The organism is Polaromonas sp. (genome assembly GCF_012927415.1).
In the GTDB taxonomy this organism is placed as follows: Bacteria; Pseudomonadota; Gammaproteobacteria; order Burkholderiales; family Burkholderiaceae_C; genus Polaromonas.
In genome coordinates, this window is record NZ_JABBPF010000206.1 from 1 (window position 1) to 15,781 (window position 15,781).

Below are 15,781 nucleotides of genomic sequence, written 5' to 3' on the forward strand. Positions count from 1 at the left end.
AGCCGAGCAATGACTTTGACAACCACCAGCCTGCCAGCCACGCCTCTTCCGGATTCCCCTCTTCCGGCCAGCCTGCAGGCAACCGCAACAACTTTCGTGGCGGCAACCGCTCCGGTGGTGGCGCGGGCGGCACCGGTGGCCGGAGCAACGGGCCTCGTCGGCCGGGCGGTCCTGGCTCGTTTACTGGCCGATAAACGCCACACCGCGATTCACTGGCTGGCTTTCGGCCAACCCGGCGAAATTCAAAACCCGTGGTTTACTCACAAACCGGTTCAGCGAATTTGTGGAGCGGCGGGCAGATGGCTTATTGATTGCGCTCGGCACCACCATCAGGGCAGCAGGCAAGCTTTCAGGACGGTGGATCTCGATGCGGTTCTAGCGCCGGCTCGCGGCAATGGCGCAGCGGTCGCCGGAATTGAATTGTTTACGCGTGAAGTCCATTTAAAACGGCCTAAGTCTGCTATTAAATACAGAGCAATTTACAACCTTGAGGGTTGCCTGCATCCTGCGGATACAGGAACTTCATAGCCTCTGGATTCACCGCCCGTAAATCGGTTGCTGAAGGCACCTTCATGCTAAAGGCTGATATGACTGCATCATGATCTGGATCAGTCCCGGCCCGGTGGCGATCCAATACGCTTGCAGTTTGCCATGGCCGACCCTTGCGCCTACCGGTGCCGGACTGGTTCGAAGCGCCTGGGCCTGATTTGGCCGACCACCTTATGCGCTCTTACGCAGGAACACACAAAATAGCTTGCCGGACCCATGACTATCAGCTCAGAAAATACCGTGAATGCCGAACAAGCAGAAGGACTGACACGCCACCGCTGGTACGAAGATTTACAGGCATTGATCACTGGCACCTTGTTTGTTGCGCTGGGCGTTGTGATGTTTGGCCATGCGGGCCTGCTGACAGGCGGTACGGCGGGCATTGCCTTCCTGATCCATTACGCCACAGGTGCGAGTTTTAGCCTGGCATTTTTCGTCATCAACCTGCCCTTCTATGTTTTTGCCTGGAAACGCATGGGGCCTGCATTTACGCTCAAGACTTTTGCCGCAGTCGTCCTGCTGACCCTTTTTACGCATTTCCTTCCGCAGGCGCTGACTTTTGAGCATCTGTCGCCTGTTCTCGCTACGGTTCTGGGCGGGCTGCTCTGCGGCACGGGCATGCTGATCCTGTTTCGCCACCGCGCAAGCCTGGGCGGTCTCAATGTACTCGTGCTGTATTTGCAGGAGCGCCTTGGCTGGCGCGCCGGCAAGGTACAGATGGCAATGGACAGCCTGATCGTGCTGGGCGCGTTGTGGGTGACAGATGAGCAACGGGTCGCTCTTTCAGTGCTGGGCGCAGTGGTCCTCAACCTGACGCTGACCATAAACCACCGACCTGGACGTTACATGGCTCTGTAAGCGGAGTCTGGATATTGATGTGCGGTTTTACCTGGTGCGGTTTACGCGCCAAAGGCAATCTGGACCTTCATCGCTTTGCGTTTGTCGCCCGCTAAGTCAAACGCTTCATTCGAATTTTTAAAATCAAGCGTATGGCTGATAACGGGCAGGCCGTTGATCAGCCGCTGGTTCAAGAAGTTCACGGCAACGGCGAATTCCGGATGGAAGCGAAAGGTGCCGCGCAATTCAAGTTCTTTGCCGACAATCTGGTTCAGCGGGATGGAAATATCACCCCCCAAACCGATGATGACAATGACACCACGCGGTGCCACCACATCAAGCCCGGCGCAAAGTGCCTTGTCGCTGCCGGAGGCTTCGAACATCACATCGAATTGGCCTTTATCGCGAACATAAGGTGCCAGGCCATCGGCTTGCGTCGCAAGATTGATGGTTGTGTCGGCGCCCATTTCGCGCGCGCAGGCGAGTGGCAAGTCAGTCAGATCCGCAGCGACAATTTGCGCGGCACCAGCGCGGCGCAAGGCCGCTATCAGCAACACGCCGATCGGACCGCAGCCGGTCACCAGCACGCGTTTGCCAAATACTGAGCCAGCCCGCGAAATTGCATGCAGCCCAACCGACAAAGGCTCGGCCAGAGCCGCCTCGGACAGGGGCAGATTATGGGCCACAACATGCGCCTGAGCAGCCTCGATGATCAGCGTTTCACGAAATGCGCCCTGCACATGTGGAAAGCGCATGGCACTGCCATAAAACCGCATCTCGCTGCAGTGGTTAGTGGTTGTGTTGGCCCTGCTGGCAGAACCGGCAAAGGCCGCAAGGCCGTGAGGGCGAAATCGCGATGCGCTGGCCAGTATGAAATCCGGTTAATTCGCTGCCTGTACTCTCGACCACCCCTGAGACCTCATGCCCCAGCACCATGGGCTCCTTGATACGCACAGCCCCAAAGCCGCCATGCCGGTAATAGTGCAGGTCCGAGCCACAGATGCCACCGAACGCTATCCGCACGCGCAACTGCTGTGGACCGGGGGTTTCCGGCGCAAATTCGTCAAGACGCAGATCTAATGGGGCATGGCAAACCAGCGCGCGCATAGGGTTCTCCAGAAAGTATTTGTCCCGTGGTCAAAGTGTGGCGGTGACGCCGCCATCAACATAGAGGACGTGACCATTGACGAAAGCCGCAGCGTCACTGGCGAGGAACACAACAGCACCGCCGAGATCCTCGACTTTGCCCCAGCGACGGCTCGGTGTGCGGCCTACCAGCCAGGAACTGAACTGCTCATCCATGACCAGTTTTTCGGTGAGTTCGGTTTTGAAATAACCCGGTCCGAGACCGTTGACATTGATGCCGTGCGGGCCCCAGTCAATCGCCATGCCCTTGGTCAACATTTTGATGGCGCCTTTGCTAGCCATGTAAGGCGCGATGTTCGGGCGGCCAATCTCGCTTTGTACTGAACAGATATTGATGATCCGGCCGTGCCCGCGCGGGATCATTTTTTTCGCAACTGCCTGCCCGACAAGAAACACGCTGTCCACGTTGGTCTGCATCAGTTCGTGCCAGTCGGCTTCAGGAAAATCCTGCAAGGGCATGCGTTTTTGCATGCCTGCGTTATTCACCAGGATATCGATCGCACCGAAGTCGTCTTCGATGGCTTGCACCGCGGCGATTACATCGGCGCCTCGCGTTACATCAAACAGATGTCCCCGGACCTGCAGCCCCTGGACACGAAGGGCGGCAACCGCCTGCTCGAGCTTGGCAGCGTTTCTGCCATTCAGCACCAGCCGGGCACCAGCCTGTCCTAGCGCACGCGCAAGCGCCAAGCCAATTCCCCCTGACGATCCGGTAATAAGAGCAATGCGTCCGTCAAGCCTGAAAGTAGCTGGTGTAATCATCAAAAATTGTTCTTCAGCAAGTTAGTTGTGCAAGCGATCGACAATTGAGAGCAATAACCGGTCCGGGTTTTGCCTGACGTCCAAAGTCAGCGCGTTTTCTTCCGCGTCGGGCGGCTCCAGCGTTGCGAACTGGCTGTCGAGCAAGGATGAGGGCATGTAATGCCCGGGACGGGTCGCCATCCGAACTGCGAGTAAGTCGTAGTCCCCCCGCAGGTGAACGATCAGCAGATCGGGTGCGCCGCTGCGCAGGATGTCGCGGTAGGAGCGCTTGAGCGCAGAACAGGAAATCACAAGACCACTTCCCTCGGCGCTGGCCGAAGCCAGCCGCCCGGCAAGACTTTCGAGCCAGCCTCGCCGGTCCTCATCGGTCAGAGCGATGCCCGCCGCCATGCGCGCTACGTTTTGCCCGGTGTGCAAATCGTCACCTTCCAGGAAATCTACGCCCAGATGCTGGGCCAGCATGCGCCCTACGGTACTCTTGCCACTGCCGCTCACGCCCATCAAAACGACATTACGCAAAATCATGCTTGAGCTGTTTCATTCCAGGCGGTTGCTGCTCACCGCGTCAAACACATGCGCCTTGGCCGGCTCGATCCCGATTTTCACGATGTCATCGGGTTGCACACCGGTGCGACCATGCATGACCACGATCACCCTGCTGTCGCCAACCTGCAACAACAGCTCGGTTTCCGCACCCGTGGGTTCAACCACGATCACCCGCGCCTCAATACCCTCACCGGAAGTCGAGAGATGAATATCTCCAGGCCGCACACCGTAATGCACGCGCTGGCTGTCAGCCGCCTGAGTGAGCGCGCCGGCTGGCCAGCGATGGCCCTCCGCTTCAACCCAGCATTGGCCATCACCGCGCCGAAACGTGCCTTGCAGCACATTCATTGAGGGAGAACCGATGAATTGCGCGACAAACAGGTTTCTCGGCCGGTCAAACAGCGCCAGTGGTGTCCCAATCTGCTCGATGATCCCGTCATGCATGACAACGATGCGGTCGGCCATCGTCATCGCCTCGATCTGGTCATGCGTGACATAAACCGTGGTGGTTTTGAGCCGCTGATGCAGTGCCTTGATTTCGGCGCGCATCGCCACGCGCAGCTTGGCATCGAGATTGGATAGCGGCTCGTCAAAAAGAAATACCTTGGGATCACGCACGATGGCCCGGCCCATCGCCACGCGTTGCCGCTGGCCACCGGAAAGCTCGCGCGGGTATCGATCAAGCAAGGCGTCGAGGTTCAGCACATGCGCCGCATCAGCGACGCGTTTTTCAATCAATGACCGCTCCGCCTTGCGCAGCTTCATGCTGAATGCCATGTTGTCCCGCACGGTCATGTGCGGATATAGCGCATAACTCTGGAACACCATCGCGATATCGCGGTCCTTGGAATCAAGTTCATTGACAACAACGCCGTCGATGGCGATCTCGCCACCACTGATTTCCTCCAGCCCGGCCAGCATGCGCAGCAGGGTTGACTTGCCGCAGCCCGATGGCCCTACCAGAACGACAAACTCGCCGTCGGAGATATCAAAACTGATGCCGTGAATGATCTTGAACTTGCCAAAGGACTTTTCGATGTTGCGAAAGGAGACAGATGCCATGATTTAGATATTCCAGGTCAGCTTTTCACCGCGCCGGCAGTCAGGCCCGACACCATGTAGCGCTTGAAGGTGTAATAGATCGCCGCCGGTGGCAGCGCGTAAATAAGACCGGTGGCCATCAACAGCTCCCACGGGGAATCGTCTGCTGACAAGAAACTGCCAAGTGCCACGCCGAGCGTCACGCTGCGGTCATTCGACAGCAGCAGGAAGGCGTAAAGATATTCATTCCATGCCAGCAATAAGGCGTAGGTACCCACGGCCACCAGAGACGGCACCATCAGCGGCAGATAAACCAGGCGGAACAACTGCAGCGGGGAAGCGCCGTCCATCATTGCGGCTTCGTCAAGCTCGTAAGGCAGCTTGTCAGAGGCTTGCTTGAGCACCCAGATGCAATACGGTGAAGCAATCGTCACCATGGCCAGAATCAGCGCCCACTGGCTGCCAAGCAAGCCATAGTTGCCCATGGTCTTGTACATTGGCACGGCCAGAAAGGCTGCTGGAATGAAGTAGGTGAACAAGGCCAGGTTCATGACCGTGCGCCCGCCCCGCACCTTGAGCCGGCTGATTGCAAACGCCGCAGCCGTTGCCACGAACAGCGTGATCACGCCCACGGCAACCGCAATGATCAATGAGTTCCACATCTGCAGCCAGAAGTGATTGAGGTAGTGATGCTTTTGCAGAAACACCACTTCAAAGTTTTTCAGCGTGGGTGCATCGGGCCACAGCCTGCCTGAGGTGGCCGAGTCGCGGGGCGAGATGGCAAACAAAAACATGTGATAAATCGGAATCATGGTCCAGATCAGCAACGGGATGCCGATCAGCAGCAGCTTGGCTTCGGTGGTGACGGACTTCAGCGTTATGCGTTTTTTCATTTCGACCCCAGGCGAGACGTTTCCAGGATGACGATGGCCCCCCCGGCGGGCAGCGGACCAAGCTGAGCGTGCGGGTTCATTTTGAGAGCCGTTTCATCATGAAATAGACCAGCGGCAGCACCAGTGGCATCGCCACCACGATGGATGCCATGGCCAGATCAACCTGGTCAAGCCGCAAGTAACGGATGCCCAACGTCGCCAGTACATGCGTCAAATCGGCGGGGCCTCCACCCGTGAGAAGGTACACGCTATTGAAATCGCCCAGCGTCCAGATCATCGACAGGATGGTGGATGTAAGGTAGATGGTGCGCATGGACGGCCAGGTGATGAACTTGAATTTTTGCCAATTGCTTGCACCGTCTACCGAGGCCGCTTCGTATTGCTCGGCAGGAATGGACATGCGGGCCGAAACCAGAATCAGCGTCCAGAAAGGCAGCGACTTCCAGATGTGCATCAGCATGGAGAACGTCAAAGCCAGGGTGGGGTCGTTAAGCCAGTTTGGGCCATCAATTCCAGTAAGCCTGAAGATTACTGAATTAATGACGCCCCATTCTGGATTAAGCATGAAGCGCACCGATAGGATCGTGGGGATGGAGGGTACTGCCCACGGCAGCACAAACAGCAGTGAAAGCCATTTGATCCAGTTGCGGCTCTGTACAAAAAATCCGGACAGCATCAGCGCGATTGCCATCTTGATGTTGATGCCAACCACAAGAAAAATCAGCGTATTAATGACAGTGCGAAAAAATATGGGATCGTCAAACAAGGCGACGTAACTTGCCGGATGACGCGCCAGCCATAAGCCATAGCCAACCGGATACAGCACAAAAACCAGAAAAACCAGCAGGTACGGAAGCACCAGAACCAGGCCCCAAAACTCCCACGAACTCAAGCCTTTCCTGGCAAGGCGGGGCACCGGTTTTGCGCCAGAAAAAGTCGTTGTGCTCATAAAGTCGTGCAATACAAAAAACTGCATGAAGAAGAAGGCAAGTCACCCCGGACTGCCTGGGCAACTTGATCGACTTGCGATGGTTTAGTTGGTACCCGCAATCGTCTTGATACGGGCGATCATTTCGTCCACCGCCTTATCAACCGGTATTTTTTCGTTGATGACGCGGTTCATCGCCTTTGCCCAGACGTTCTCGTTATTTACCACGGTGAACTTGTAGTTCTTGGTGAACTCAAACGGCACCGTCCCGGCCGCATACTGCGCGTGTACGGCTTTGCGGTGCACATCTGCATTCCTGAAGTCACTGTCCTGGCCGACCTTGGTCACCGGGAACCAGCGACCCAAAGAACCTTCGACATACGGCGTCAGGTTGATCTCGTTCATGAAGAACTGCACAAACTCTTTCGCACGCGCCTTGTTCTTGGAATCGGTGAACACGACACCCGTTTTTACCGCTGTTCGGTAAATCATCTTGCCGCCATCGGGTTTGCTCGGAAAACCCGCCGTCACGATATCTTCGTAATAGGCCTTCTTTCCCTTGGCGCGGTCCTCTGCGCTGAGCGCAGGATTGTTCGCGTCATCCAGCCACTTGGCGGCAATCGAAATTGTCGCGTTGTGCGTCATCATGGTGGTGCGGTTGTGAAACGCCACATTGTTGTCCGGGTCCTTCCAGCTTGTCGATGATGGTGGTGTGCAGCCCTTGGCGTAGACGCTGGTGTAATCGCGCATGGCGGAAATCAGACCGGCACGCGTTTTGGGGTCATCCACCATAAGCTTGCCGTTGTTGTCCACCATCTTGACGTTGTAGGCATCGGCAAAGGTCAGGAAAGAATAGAACGAGTCGGTTGAGTCCACACCCATCGGCATGCCGATGCCAAAAGTGCGCTTGCCAGTGGCCTTGCGGTGTGCAGGCTGCGCTTTTTCGCACCAGAACGACCAGTAGTCGGCCCACTTTGTAGGAATGTCTGACTGCTTCAGGCCAGCCTCGGCGAGCATGTCTTTCCAATACTCGATATGCATGGTCTGCTGCTTCATCGGAAACGCGTAATAAGCGCGCTTCTTGGCAACGTCGTTGTACAGATAAGTAGTCTCAATCGTGTTGGGCGTGAAATTTCCCTTCAGCGGCGTCAAAACATCGCTCAAGTCTTCAAGCTTTCCGTCAAAAGCCCATTTGGCTGTGACCTGAAAGTCGTACACATCGGAATAAGCCACATCGGGCGGATTTTTCGAGTCGAGCGCGGCTACGGTTTTTGGAATCGTGTCCTGCACCGGATACTGCGACAGTTCGACCTTGACATTGGTCTTCGCCTCGAACTTCTTGATCACGTCGAAAAGCGCGTCATCCTCAGCTTTGTAAAAACCTTTGACCCACCATACGGTGAGCTTCTCCTGGGCGAGCGCGTTACCGGCGGAAATAAGGCCGGTCGCGACCATCGCGGTTGCAAGAATTGTCTTGAGTCTCATTTTGCTTTGTCTCCTGTGCTGGTTGGTTATGAAAGGACTGACGAAAAACTCATGCAGCCCGCAGCGGCTGCGCTGGTCGGCTTAATCGGGGCAACCTGCGGCGCGAACCGAGCACCTGCTCGATATCCTGGTGCGCGCCATCTATCAGCTTCAAAATCGCTTTTTCGGCGCGCGCGGGATCGCGCGCGATCACCGCATCAATCACGGCCCGATGCAGCGGCAATGAAGACTTCGGACCGTCTTTCCTGGCAGTGGAAATTTCGAAACTGGTACGCAGTAGCGCATTGAGCACTTTGCTCATTTGCGCCAGCATCCGGTTTTGCGCCGCGCGCATCAGGCCCTGGTGAAAACGAAGATCGAAGCTGATGTAGTCTCCACCCTCCTCGACCGCGCGCTTCATGCCTGCAAAGGCGATTTCGATGGCTGCGATGTCATCAGCCGTGGCGCGGGTCGCAGCCAGCTTTACTGCGGCCGGCTCGACCACCAGGCGCAAATCCTGCAAGTCACGAATGAATTCAGGCGTGAAACCCGCCTTGGCTTGCCAGGCAATCACATCAGGGTCAAACCAGTTCCACTGGTCTTCTGACAGCACCCGGGTGCCCACCTTCGGACCGGTGACGATCAAACCTTTGGCCACCAGCGACTTGACGGACTCGCGCACAACCGTACGGCTGACACCCAACTCTTCGCACAGCACTGACTCGGAGGGGATCGATCCGCCCACTGCGTAGCGCCCAGAGACGATAGCCTCGCCGAGCAGATCTACCGTGTTGCCGTGGACGTTTTTGATCATGGTTAGATAGCAAGTTTGATTAATATCATATGATCATTAAAAAACCTGAGTTATAAGGAAAACCCGGGGTATCTGCAGGACTGCCGTTGCACTTAATGGCATTCCGGAACCGGGCTCAGCAAAGGCTGACTGGCAAAATGAGCATGCAGATTGGCTGCAGCCAGGTCGGCCATGGCCTGCCGCGTTTGCAACGTAGCGCTGGCCATATGCGGCGTCAAAACCACGTTGTCCATAGCGCGCAGCGCTGCAGGCACATTAGGCTCATCCTCAAACACATCCAGCCCAGCGCCAGCGATCAAGCCCTTTTGCAATGCGTCGACCAGAGCGGACTGATCCACCACCGAGCCCCGAGCGACGTTGATCAGGTAGCCTTTCGGCCCCAGCGCCTTCAAGACCCCGGCGTTGACCAGCTCGCGGGTACCTGCGCCACCAGGGGTAACCAGCACCAGGAAATCCGCCTCAGAGGCCAGCGCCTGGGCGCTGGCATAGTAACGGTAGGGCGCATCCGGCTTTTGATGGCGCGCGGTGTATGCAATCGACATGTTGAACGCCCGGGCCCGGTCTGCAATCGCCTGCCCGATTCGCCCCAGCCCGACGATGCCCAATCGCGCGCCCGACACCTTGCACGCAAGCGGCATCGGCCCATTGAGCCACTGCCCGGTACGGACATATTGATCTGCCTGAGGAATGCGGCGTGCCACCGAAAGCATCAGTCCGATTGCAAGGTCGGCCACATCTTCATTCAATACGCCAGGCGTGTGCGTCACCGGAACACGGCGCTCAAGGGCCGCAGTTACGTCGACCCCGTCGTAACCCACCCCCATAACCGAAATCATCTCCAGAGCTGGAAGCTGGTCCATCAAGGCGCGTGGGACTCTCGACTCGCCGCCACCGGCTATCGCCCGGATTCGCGGCGCCGCCTGTGAAAACGCCGCAGCGTCGGTTTCATGAATACGGTCGTGAACCGTATAAGCCAGTTGCAGCGGCGCCATCAGAAATGGCGGAAGTTTTGAAACAATCAGGATGTCGGGCTTTGGCAAGGGATTTTCCTCATATCAACGGGCTTGCAGAACTGCCTGGAATCAAGCATTATTGTCTTACCATAATATGATTAAAAAAATTTTGCAAGCTTGATTTCTTTTTCAACATCACTAAAGACCATGAATTCAAAACCCAAAAAAAGGCCAGAAGAACTTCGCAGTCAGCAATGGTTTGGCCGCCAGGATCGCGATGGTTTTGCCTACCGCAGCTGGGTCAAGGGCAAGGGGGTTCCCCATGACCAGTTTGACGGCCGGCCAGTCATCGGCATTTGCAACACCTTCAGCGAACTGACGCCCTGCAATTCGCATTTCCGGACCCTTGCCGAGCAGGTCAAGATCGGCGTGTATGAGGCCGGCGGTTTTCCACTGGAGTTCCCTGTGATGTCGCTGGGCGAAACCCTGCTGCGACCGACCGCCATGCTGTACCGCAATCTGGCCAGCATGGACGTCGAGGAAAGCATTCGCGGCAATCCGATTGACGGTGTGGTGCTGCTGATGGGTTGCGACAAGACCACCCCTTCGCTGGTCATGGGCGCGGCCAGTGTTGACCTGCCTACGGTGGGCGTTAGCGGCGGGCCCATGCTCAACGGCAAGTGGCGCGGCCAGGAGCTCGGCTCCGGCACTGGCGTGTGGAGCATGAGCGAGCAGGTACGGGCCGGCACCTTGAAGCTCGCCGATTTTTTCGAAGCCGAAAGCTGCATGCACCGCAGCCACGGCCACTGCATGACCATGGGAACGGCCTCAACGATGGCCAGCATGGTGGAAGCGTTGGGTCTGGGCCTGCCCGGCAATGCGGCTTACCCCGCGGTGGATGGCCGGCGCAATGTGCTGGCACGCATGGCCGGCCGTCGCGCCGTCGAGATGGTTCACGAAGACCTCACTCTCTCCAGAATCCTCACGCTTGAAGCGTTTGAAAACGCCATCAAGACGCTGGCCGCGATTGGCGGCTCCACCAACGCCGTGATTCACCTGATTGCGATGGCTGGACGCATCGGCGTAAAGCTCACCATTGATGACTTCGACCGGCTCGCCAGCGACCTGCCCTGCCTCGTCAATCTGCAGCCTTCGGGCAAGTACCTGATGGAAGACTTCTGCTACGCCGGTGGTTTACCGGTCGTGATGAAGGAAATTGCACAGCACCTTCATCTGTGCGCCATCACGGCCAACGGCCAGACCATCGGTGAAAACATTGCCGATGCGCAGAACTACAACGTTGATGTCATCAAGCCCCTGGGTGCCCCCTTCAAGGACAAGGCCGGCATTGCGGTCTTGCGCGGCAACCTGTCGCCGCGCGGCGCAGTCATCAAGCCGAGCGCCGCCACACCCGAACTGATGGTTCACAAGGGCCGCGCAGTCGTGTTTGAAAATATTGAAGACTTCCACGCGCGCATCGATGACGAAGACCTCGACATCGACGAAAACTGCGTCATGGTGCTAAAGAACTGCGGACCCAAAGGCTACCCCGGGATGGCGGAAGTGGGCAACATGCCGCTGCCGCCTAAAATACTGCGTAAAGGAATTACCGACATGGTGCGCATCAGCGATGCGCGCATGAGCGGCACCGCTTACGGCACCGTGGTGCTGCACGCAGCACCCGAAGCGGCGGCGGGTGGCCCGCTGGCACTGGTGCAAAACGGCGACATCATTGAACTCGATGTGCCCAGGCGGCTATTGCACCTGCACGTCAGCGACGAAGAGCTAGCCCGGCGCAAGGCCAGCTGGAAAGCGCCAGAACCGCCGCTCTCCTCAGGCTACTGGAAGCTCTACATCGACCATGTACTTCAGGCCGACGAGGGGGTGGACCTTGATTTCTTGGTGGGCAAGCGCGGCTCCTTTGTGCCGCGAGACAACCATTGAGGACTTCACCGTGACCCGGCTGCTCGCCGTCGACTGGGGCAGCTCGTCGCTGCGCGGTGCTCTGATCGAGCCAGATGGCCGGGTGCTGGAAGAGCGCTATTTTGCGCGCGGCATCCTGACTGTCCCTGGCGGGGAATTCCCCCTCGTTTTTGAAAACTGTTTTGGCGACTGGATGAATGCCGGCACGCTCTGCCTGATCTCCGGCATGGCTGGCAGCAAACAGGGATGGCGCGAAGCACCCTACTGCGCGTGTCCGGCGGGGTTTGACGACATTGCCGGTCACCTGCAATGGCTTGAGCCTGGCCGCATCGCCATCGTGCCGGGTTTGAGCGTTGACAGGGATGGCGTGCCAGACGTCATGCGCGGCGAAGAAACGCAGGTGTTCGGCGCACTGACGCTGCTTGGACTGAATGGCGCCCGGCTGGTGCTGCCCGGAACGCACAGCAAGTGGGTGAGCGTCAGGCAAGGCCGTGTCAGGGATTTTTCGACCTGGATGAGCGGCGAGTTTTATGCACTGCTGCGCCAGCATTCCATGCTGGCGCGCACGCTGGCCGATGGCGAGACGGTACATGACGCAGACGCTTTTTCCCAGGGCTTTGGCCATGCACTGCGCGGCCAGGGCCTGCTGAATACGGCCTTCAGCGCGCGAACGCTGTCGCTGTTCGATCGAATGTCCGCCCTGGCACTGCCGAGCTATCTGTCGGGCCTGGTCATCGGTGAAGAGCTGAAAGCCCAGGCACTGAAACCCGGTGACACGGTAGTCCTGGTCGGCGCGCAAACCTTGACGGCCCGCTATCAGCAAGCGCTGGAGCATTTGGGCGTATCGGTTGAGCGCGTTGGCGCGCCAGCCACTGGGCGAGGCTTGCGCGCCATAGCCGACACCCTGACGCGAGCCTGAAGATTTGCCAGACTCAGCAGAAAACCTCAAAAACTTCATGAACGCTCACGAAAAACTAGGCAAAGCCCTCATGTCCGTTCCGCTGGTGGCCATCCTGCGCGGCTTGCGGCCAGCCGAGGCGTTGCCCGTCGGCCGCGCCCTGCTGTCCACCGGCTGGACCATGATTGAGATCCCGCTGAATTCGCCACAACCCCTGGACAGCATTGCAGCGATGGCGACTGCCTTTCCCCAGTCTCTGATTGGCGCGGGAACCGTGCTGACAGGCGCAGACGTCCGCGACGTGCACGCCGCAGGTGGCCAGCTCATCGTCTCGCCCCACTTCAACCCCGAGGTAGTGCGTGAGGCGGTGCGTCTGGGACTGGTCTGCCTGCCCGGCGTGATGACTGCGAGTGAAGCTTTTGCAGCGCTGGCCGCAGGTGCAACAGGACTCAAACTGTTTCCCGCCGAGATGATCACGCCAGGCGTTGTCAAGGCACTGCGCGCCGTATTGCCCGCCAACACGCTGGTGTTTCCAGTGGGAGGCATCACGCCACAGAACATGAAGCCCTACCTCGCAGCTGGTGCCAACGGCTTTGGCATCGGCTCCGCCTTGTACAGGCCGGGTAGCCCGGCCGCAGACGTAACTGAAAACGCTATGAAATTCATAGCTTCTTGTAGCGGTACTATATGGACATGAGCCCTATTTTATTAAAAAACTCCTCCGACATCTGCTTTGGACTGGCCGGCCGCGTCTGCGTCGTCACCGGGGGGGCTCAGGGCATTGGCGAAGCCTGCATCCGCCGCTTCGCGCGCGAAAACGCCAAGATCGTCATTGCCGATATCGATGACGCGCGCGGCACTGCCCTGGCCAGCGAACTGGGTGGCCTGTATTTCCGCTGCGATGTCGGTGACAAAGCCCAGGTCGATGCCCTGGTGGCCCGAACTCTGGCAGCGCACGGGCGCATCGACGTGCTGGTCAACAACGCCGGCATTTTCAGGGCGGCTGATTTTCTGGACGTCACCGAGGCTGACTTCGACACCGTCTTGCGTGTCAACCTTAAAGGGTCATTTTTGGTGGGTCAGGCCGTAGCTCGGGAAATGGCCAAAGCGGGCAAGGGCAGCATCGTCAACATGAGTTCGGTCAATGCCGTACTGACGATTCCCAACATCTCAAGCTATAACGTGAGCAAGGGCGGAATCAACCAGCTGACGCGCGTGATGGCGCTGTCACTGGCCGACATGGGCGTGCGCGTCAACGCTGTGGCACCCGGCACCATCGCCACCGAACTGGCTGCCAAGGCAGTGCTGACCAGCGACGAAGCCAAGGCAAGAATCTTGAGCCGAACGCCCATGAAGCGCCTTGGCGAACCTTCGGAAATTGCCGACACCGTGGCCTATCTGGCCAGCGATGCGGCAAGCTACATCACCGGCGAGATTGTGGTGGTCGATGGCGGGCGGATGACGCTCAATTACACGGTGGCGGCCTGAGGCCTGGGCTGCTACGGGAAAATAGCGGCCACGCCGCAATTACCTAGAATCCGTGATGTCTCCGGATTCGTCATGCCGCATCAAAACCAGGGAAGGCCGGGTTATCCCGGCTGTCAGGGACCTGTTTACAGACGACAGACTTGTCTCACGCTGCGCGTGGTGCCAGAGCACGCCTGTTTATCGCCATTACCATGACACCGAGTGGGGCTTTCCCGTTTCAGACGATCGCAGGCTGTTTGAAAAAATCTGCCTTGAAGGCTTTCAGGCCGGCCTGAGCTGGCTGACAATCCTAAATAAGCGGGAAAATTTTCGCAGTGCGTTTGCCAATTTTGACGCGGAACTGGTCGCCCGGTTTGATGCGGGCGATGTACAGCGCCTGCTGGGTGATGCTGGCATCGTGCGGCACGCCGGAAAGATAGCCTCGGCCATCAACAACGCCCAGCGCGTCATCGAGCTGAGGCGGGAGTTCGGTTCACTTGCTACCTTCGTCTGGCGGCTCGAACCTGACGCCGCTGGCAGACCGGTTCGCATGACGCATGAAGCGGTGCGGGCCATGCCAAGCTCACCGGCTTCCACCGCGCTGTCCAAAGACCTGAAAAAACGTGGCTGGAGTTTTGTCGGCCCAACCACGATTTACGCCTTCATGCAGGCCATGGGCCTGGTCAACGACCATATTGAAGGCTGCGCCAGCCGGCAGCAGGCGCTGGATGCACGCGCGGCGTTTATACCCCCCGTTGAGCCGATCCTGCGCGGCACGACCAGCCTGTAGGCCGGGTGCTGTGGCACCTCGCCATGCCGGTTGCGCGTTTCACCGCGCACCACAAGCCTGTCGCGCCGAGCCGCGAGCGTGAAGGCAAGACGCCGACCACCCCGTTTTTTGCCAGCAGCACAACGCCTGGCCTCGTGGGTTTGGGCCAGGCAATCTCGCCGCCCGCCTCCGCAATGCCGCCGCCCACCAGCAGGCGCATGGTCATCGCCGCCGTATGCCAGTCGCTGGCCGCCAGACCGCCAACCAGCGTGCTTTTGGCCGCTTCGTGGTTGAAATGGAAAGGCTGTGGATCAAACTGCAGCGCGAAGGCCTTGATCCGCGCCTCTTCGAGCGCATGCTCCGGGCTGGAAAAGCGGCTTTTCAGGGCACACCGCCACTCATGCACTACAACCCGCTGGGCAGCGAGCATGGTGACTGGTACGCCGCGCTAATCGACGCCGCCGTCGGCTGCGACGCACACACGAGGATGCCGGTGGGCCGGGATTACACCCATGCCGCGCTGAGCCTGAACACCGTGCGGGCCGCTTCGCTCGAAACCGGGCCGTTGCGCGCCATCGGAACGGTGATCCATTGCAGCCGGCAACTGGTCACGGCGGAAGGCCGCATCGTCGGGCCCGGCGGCAAGCAGTTCGCGCATGCCACAACGAGTTGCCTGGTCTTTGATCTGTCACCCGCGCGTCCGGCTCGCCCCGACATTGCAAAGCTGCATAACTGCATGAGGCCGAAAGCGAAATAGGCTCAGCGCCAGCGCGCCTATCACAGGCACCCCA

General features: G+C 58.5%; 16 protein-coding genes and 2 pseudogenes. 8 read left to right on the top strand and 10 right to left on the bottom strand.

Annotated features, from left to right (window positions below; all coding sequences use genetic code 11):
- A pseudogene (locus HHJ19_RS16800) lies at positions 1-194 on the top strand (RNA helicase); the annotation flags it as partial.
- Positions 195-765: 571 nt separating this feature from the next.
- Entirely contained in the window at positions 766-1,407 is a 642-nt protein-coding gene (locus HHJ19_RS16805; RefSeq protein ID WP_296909010.1) for a YitT family protein, read from the top strand.
- Positions 1,408-1,448: 41 nt separating this feature from the next.
- Here the strand turns inward: HHJ19_RS16805 and HHJ19_RS16810 are convergent.
- From HHJ19_RS16810 to HHJ19_RS16850, 9 genes and pseudogenes are all read right to left on the bottom strand, one after another.
- Positions 1,449-2,493: pseudogene (locus HHJ19_RS16810) on the bottom strand (L-idonate 5-dehydrogenase).
- A gap of 30 nt (positions 2,494-2,523) precedes the next feature.
- On the bottom strand, positions 2,524-3,294 hold the full coding sequence (locus HHJ19_RS16815; RefSeq protein WP_296909011.1) for a glucose 1-dehydrogenase: 771 nt from the start codon (positions 3,292-3,294) through the stop codon (positions 2,524-2,526).
- A gap of 21 nt (positions 3,295-3,315) precedes the next feature.
- A complete protein-coding gene (locus tag HHJ19_RS16820) occupies positions 3,316-3,819 on the bottom strand; it encodes a gluconokinase (RefSeq protein WP_296909012.1) in 504 nt (167 codons plus the stop codon).
- 12 nt (positions 3,820-3,831) lie between these two features.
- The gene (ugpC, locus tag HHJ19_RS16825; RefSeq protein WP_296909013.1) at positions 3,832-4,902 is read right to left on the bottom strand and encodes a sn-glycerol-3-phosphate ABC transporter ATP-binding protein UgpC; all 1,071 of its coding nucleotides are present in this window, start codon (positions 4,900-4,902) and stop codon (positions 3,832-3,834) included.
- Between the two features lie 17 nt (positions 4,903-4,919).
- Positions 4,920-5,774, bottom strand: coding sequence for a carbohydrate ABC transporter permease (locus tag HHJ19_RS16830; RefSeq protein WP_296909014.1), 855 nt, complete (start codon positions 5,772-5,774; stop codon positions 4,920-4,922).
- A gap of 76 nt (positions 5,775-5,850) precedes the next feature.
- Positions 5,851-6,723 (bottom strand): carbohydrate ABC transporter permease, encoded by an 873-nt coding sequence (locus HHJ19_RS16835; RefSeq protein ID WP_296909015.1) that lies wholly within the window; start codon positions 6,721-6,723, stop codon positions 5,851-5,853.
- 84 nt (positions 6,724-6,807) lie between these two features.
- Positions 6,808-8,187: an ABC transporter substrate-binding protein gene (locus HHJ19_RS16840; RefSeq protein WP_296909016.1), complete on the bottom strand. Its 1,380-nt coding sequence runs from the start codon at positions 8,185-8,187 to the stop codon at positions 6,808-6,810.
- Positions 8,188-8,236: 49 nt separating this feature from the next.
- Complete coding sequence (locus tag HHJ19_RS16845) at positions 8,237-8,980, bottom strand: FadR/GntR family transcriptional regulator (protein ID WP_296909017.1); 744 nt, start codon at positions 8,978-8,980, stop codon at positions 8,237-8,239.
- Positions 8,981-9,072: 92 nt separating this feature from the next.
- Entirely contained in the window at positions 9,073-10,020 is a 948-nt protein-coding gene (locus HHJ19_RS16850) for a 2-hydroxyacid dehydrogenase (RefSeq protein WP_296909018.1), read from the bottom strand.
- A gap of 120 nt (positions 10,021-10,140) precedes the next feature.
- Here HHJ19_RS16850 and HHJ19_RS16855 point away from each other — a divergent pair, with 120 nt between their 5' ends.
- Genes HHJ19_RS16855 through HHJ19_RS16875 form a run of 5 tightly spaced genes read left to right on the top strand, consistent with a single transcriptional unit; the run spans position 10,141 to position 15,011 of the window.
- Positions 10,141-11,877, top strand: coding sequence for an IlvD/Edd family dehydratase (locus tag HHJ19_RS16855; protein WP_296909019.1), 1,737 nt, complete (start codon positions 10,141-10,143; stop codon positions 11,875-11,877).
- A gap of 10 nt (positions 11,878-11,887) precedes the next feature.
- Positions 11,888-12,775, top strand: a complete 888-nt coding sequence (locus HHJ19_RS16860) for a 2-dehydro-3-deoxygalactonokinase (RefSeq protein WP_296909020.1) — start codon at positions 11,888-11,890, stop codon at positions 12,773-12,775.
- Positions 12,776-12,812: 37 nt separating this feature from the next.
- Positions 12,813-13,451 carry a 2-dehydro-3-deoxy-6-phosphogalactonate aldolase gene (locus tag HHJ19_RS16865; RefSeq protein ID WP_296909021.1) on the top strand — a complete coding sequence of 213 codons (639 nt, stop codon included), beginning with the start codon at positions 12,813-12,815 and terminating at the stop codon, positions 13,449-13,451.
- Positions 13,448-14,242 carry an SDR family NAD(P)-dependent oxidoreductase gene (locus HHJ19_RS16870; RefSeq protein WP_296909022.1) on the top strand — a complete coding sequence of 265 codons (795 nt, stop codon included), beginning with the start codon at positions 13,448-13,450 and terminating at the stop codon, positions 14,240-14,242. Before HHJ19_RS16865 ends, HHJ19_RS16870 begins: the two co-directional genes overlap by 4 nt.
- A gap of 55 nt (positions 14,243-14,297) precedes the next feature.
- Positions 14,298-15,011, top strand: coding sequence for a DNA-3-methyladenine glycosylase I (locus HHJ19_RS16875; RefSeq protein ID WP_296909023.1), 714 nt, complete (start codon positions 14,298-14,300; stop codon positions 15,009-15,011).
- On the opposite strand, the gene HHJ19_RS16880 is transcribed toward HHJ19_RS16875, so the two are convergent.
- Entirely contained in the window at positions 14,965-15,420 is a 456-nt protein-coding gene (locus tag HHJ19_RS16880; protein ID WP_366929420.1) for a dehydratase, read from the bottom strand. The genes HHJ19_RS16875 and HHJ19_RS16880 overlap by 47 nt on opposite strands.
- Between HHJ19_RS16880 and HHJ19_RS16885 the strand changes: the two genes are divergently transcribed.
- The gene (locus tag HHJ19_RS16885; RefSeq protein ID WP_296909024.1) at positions 15,391-15,747 is read left to right on the top strand and encodes a hotdog fold thioesterase; all 357 of its coding nucleotides are present in this window, start codon (positions 15,391-15,393) and stop codon (positions 15,745-15,747) included. The two genes, HHJ19_RS16880 and HHJ19_RS16885, sit on opposite strands and share 30 nt — an antisense overlap.
- The last annotated feature ends 34 nt before the right edge of the window (positions 15,748-15,781 follow it).

What these genes read in the sequence shown, in the direction of transcription:
- HHJ19_RS16870 (WP_296909022.1), top strand. Translation starts at nt 13,448, where the DNA reads ATGAGCCCTATTTTATTAAAAAACTCCTCCGACATCTGCTTTGGACTG.
- HHJ19_RS16845 (WP_296909017.1), bottom strand. Translation starts at nt 8,980, where the DNA reads ATGATCAAAAACGTCCACGGCAACACGGTAGATCTGCTCGGCGAGGCT.
- HHJ19_RS16865 (WP_296909021.1), top strand. Translation starts at nt 12,813, where the DNA reads ATGAACGCTCACGAAAAACTAGGCAAAGCCCTCATGTCCGTTCCGCTG.
- HHJ19_RS16835 (WP_296909015.1), bottom strand. Translation starts at nt 6,723, where the DNA reads ATGAGCACAACGACTTTTTCTGGCGCAAAACCGGTGCCCCGCCTTGCC.
- HHJ19_RS16885 (WP_296909024.1), top strand. Translation starts at nt 15,391, where the DNA reads ATGCACTACAACCCGCTGGGCAGCGAGCATGGTGACTGGTACGCCGCG.
- HHJ19_RS16840 (WP_296909016.1), bottom strand. Translation starts at nt 8,187, where the DNA reads ATGAGACTCAAGACAATTCTTGCAACCGCGATGGTCGCGACCGGCCTT.
- HHJ19_RS16820 (WP_296909012.1), bottom strand. Translation starts at nt 3,819, where the DNA reads ATGATTTTGCGTAATGTCGTTTTGATGGGCGTGAGCGGCAGTGGCAAG.
- HHJ19_RS16830 (WP_296909014.1), bottom strand. Translation starts at nt 5,774, where the DNA reads ATGAAAAAACGCATAACGCTGAAGTCCGTCACCACCGAAGCCAAGCTG.
- HHJ19_RS16880 (WP_366929420.1), bottom strand. Translation starts at nt 15,420, where the DNA reads ATGCTCGCTGCCCAGCGGGTTGTAGTGCATGAGTGGCGGTGTGCCCTG.
- HHJ19_RS16805 (WP_296909010.1), top strand. Translation starts at nt 766, where the DNA reads ATGACTATCAGCTCAGAAAATACCGTGAATGCCGAACAAGCAGAAGGA.
- HHJ19_RS16855 (WP_296909019.1), top strand. Translation starts at nt 10,141, where the DNA reads ATGAATTCAAAACCCAAAAAAAGGCCAGAAGAACTTCGCAGTCAGCAA.
- ugpC (WP_296909013.1), bottom strand. Translation starts at nt 4,902, where the DNA reads ATGGCATCTGTCTCCTTTCGCAACATCGAAAAGTCCTTTGGCAAGTTC.
- HHJ19_RS16815 (WP_296909011.1), bottom strand. Translation starts at nt 3,294, where the DNA reads ATGATTACACCAGCTACTTTCAGGCTTGACGGACGCATTGCTCTTATT.
- HHJ19_RS16875 (WP_296909023.1), top strand. Translation starts at nt 14,298, where the DNA reads ATGTCTCCGGATTCGTCATGCCGCATCAAAACCAGGGAAGGCCGGGTT.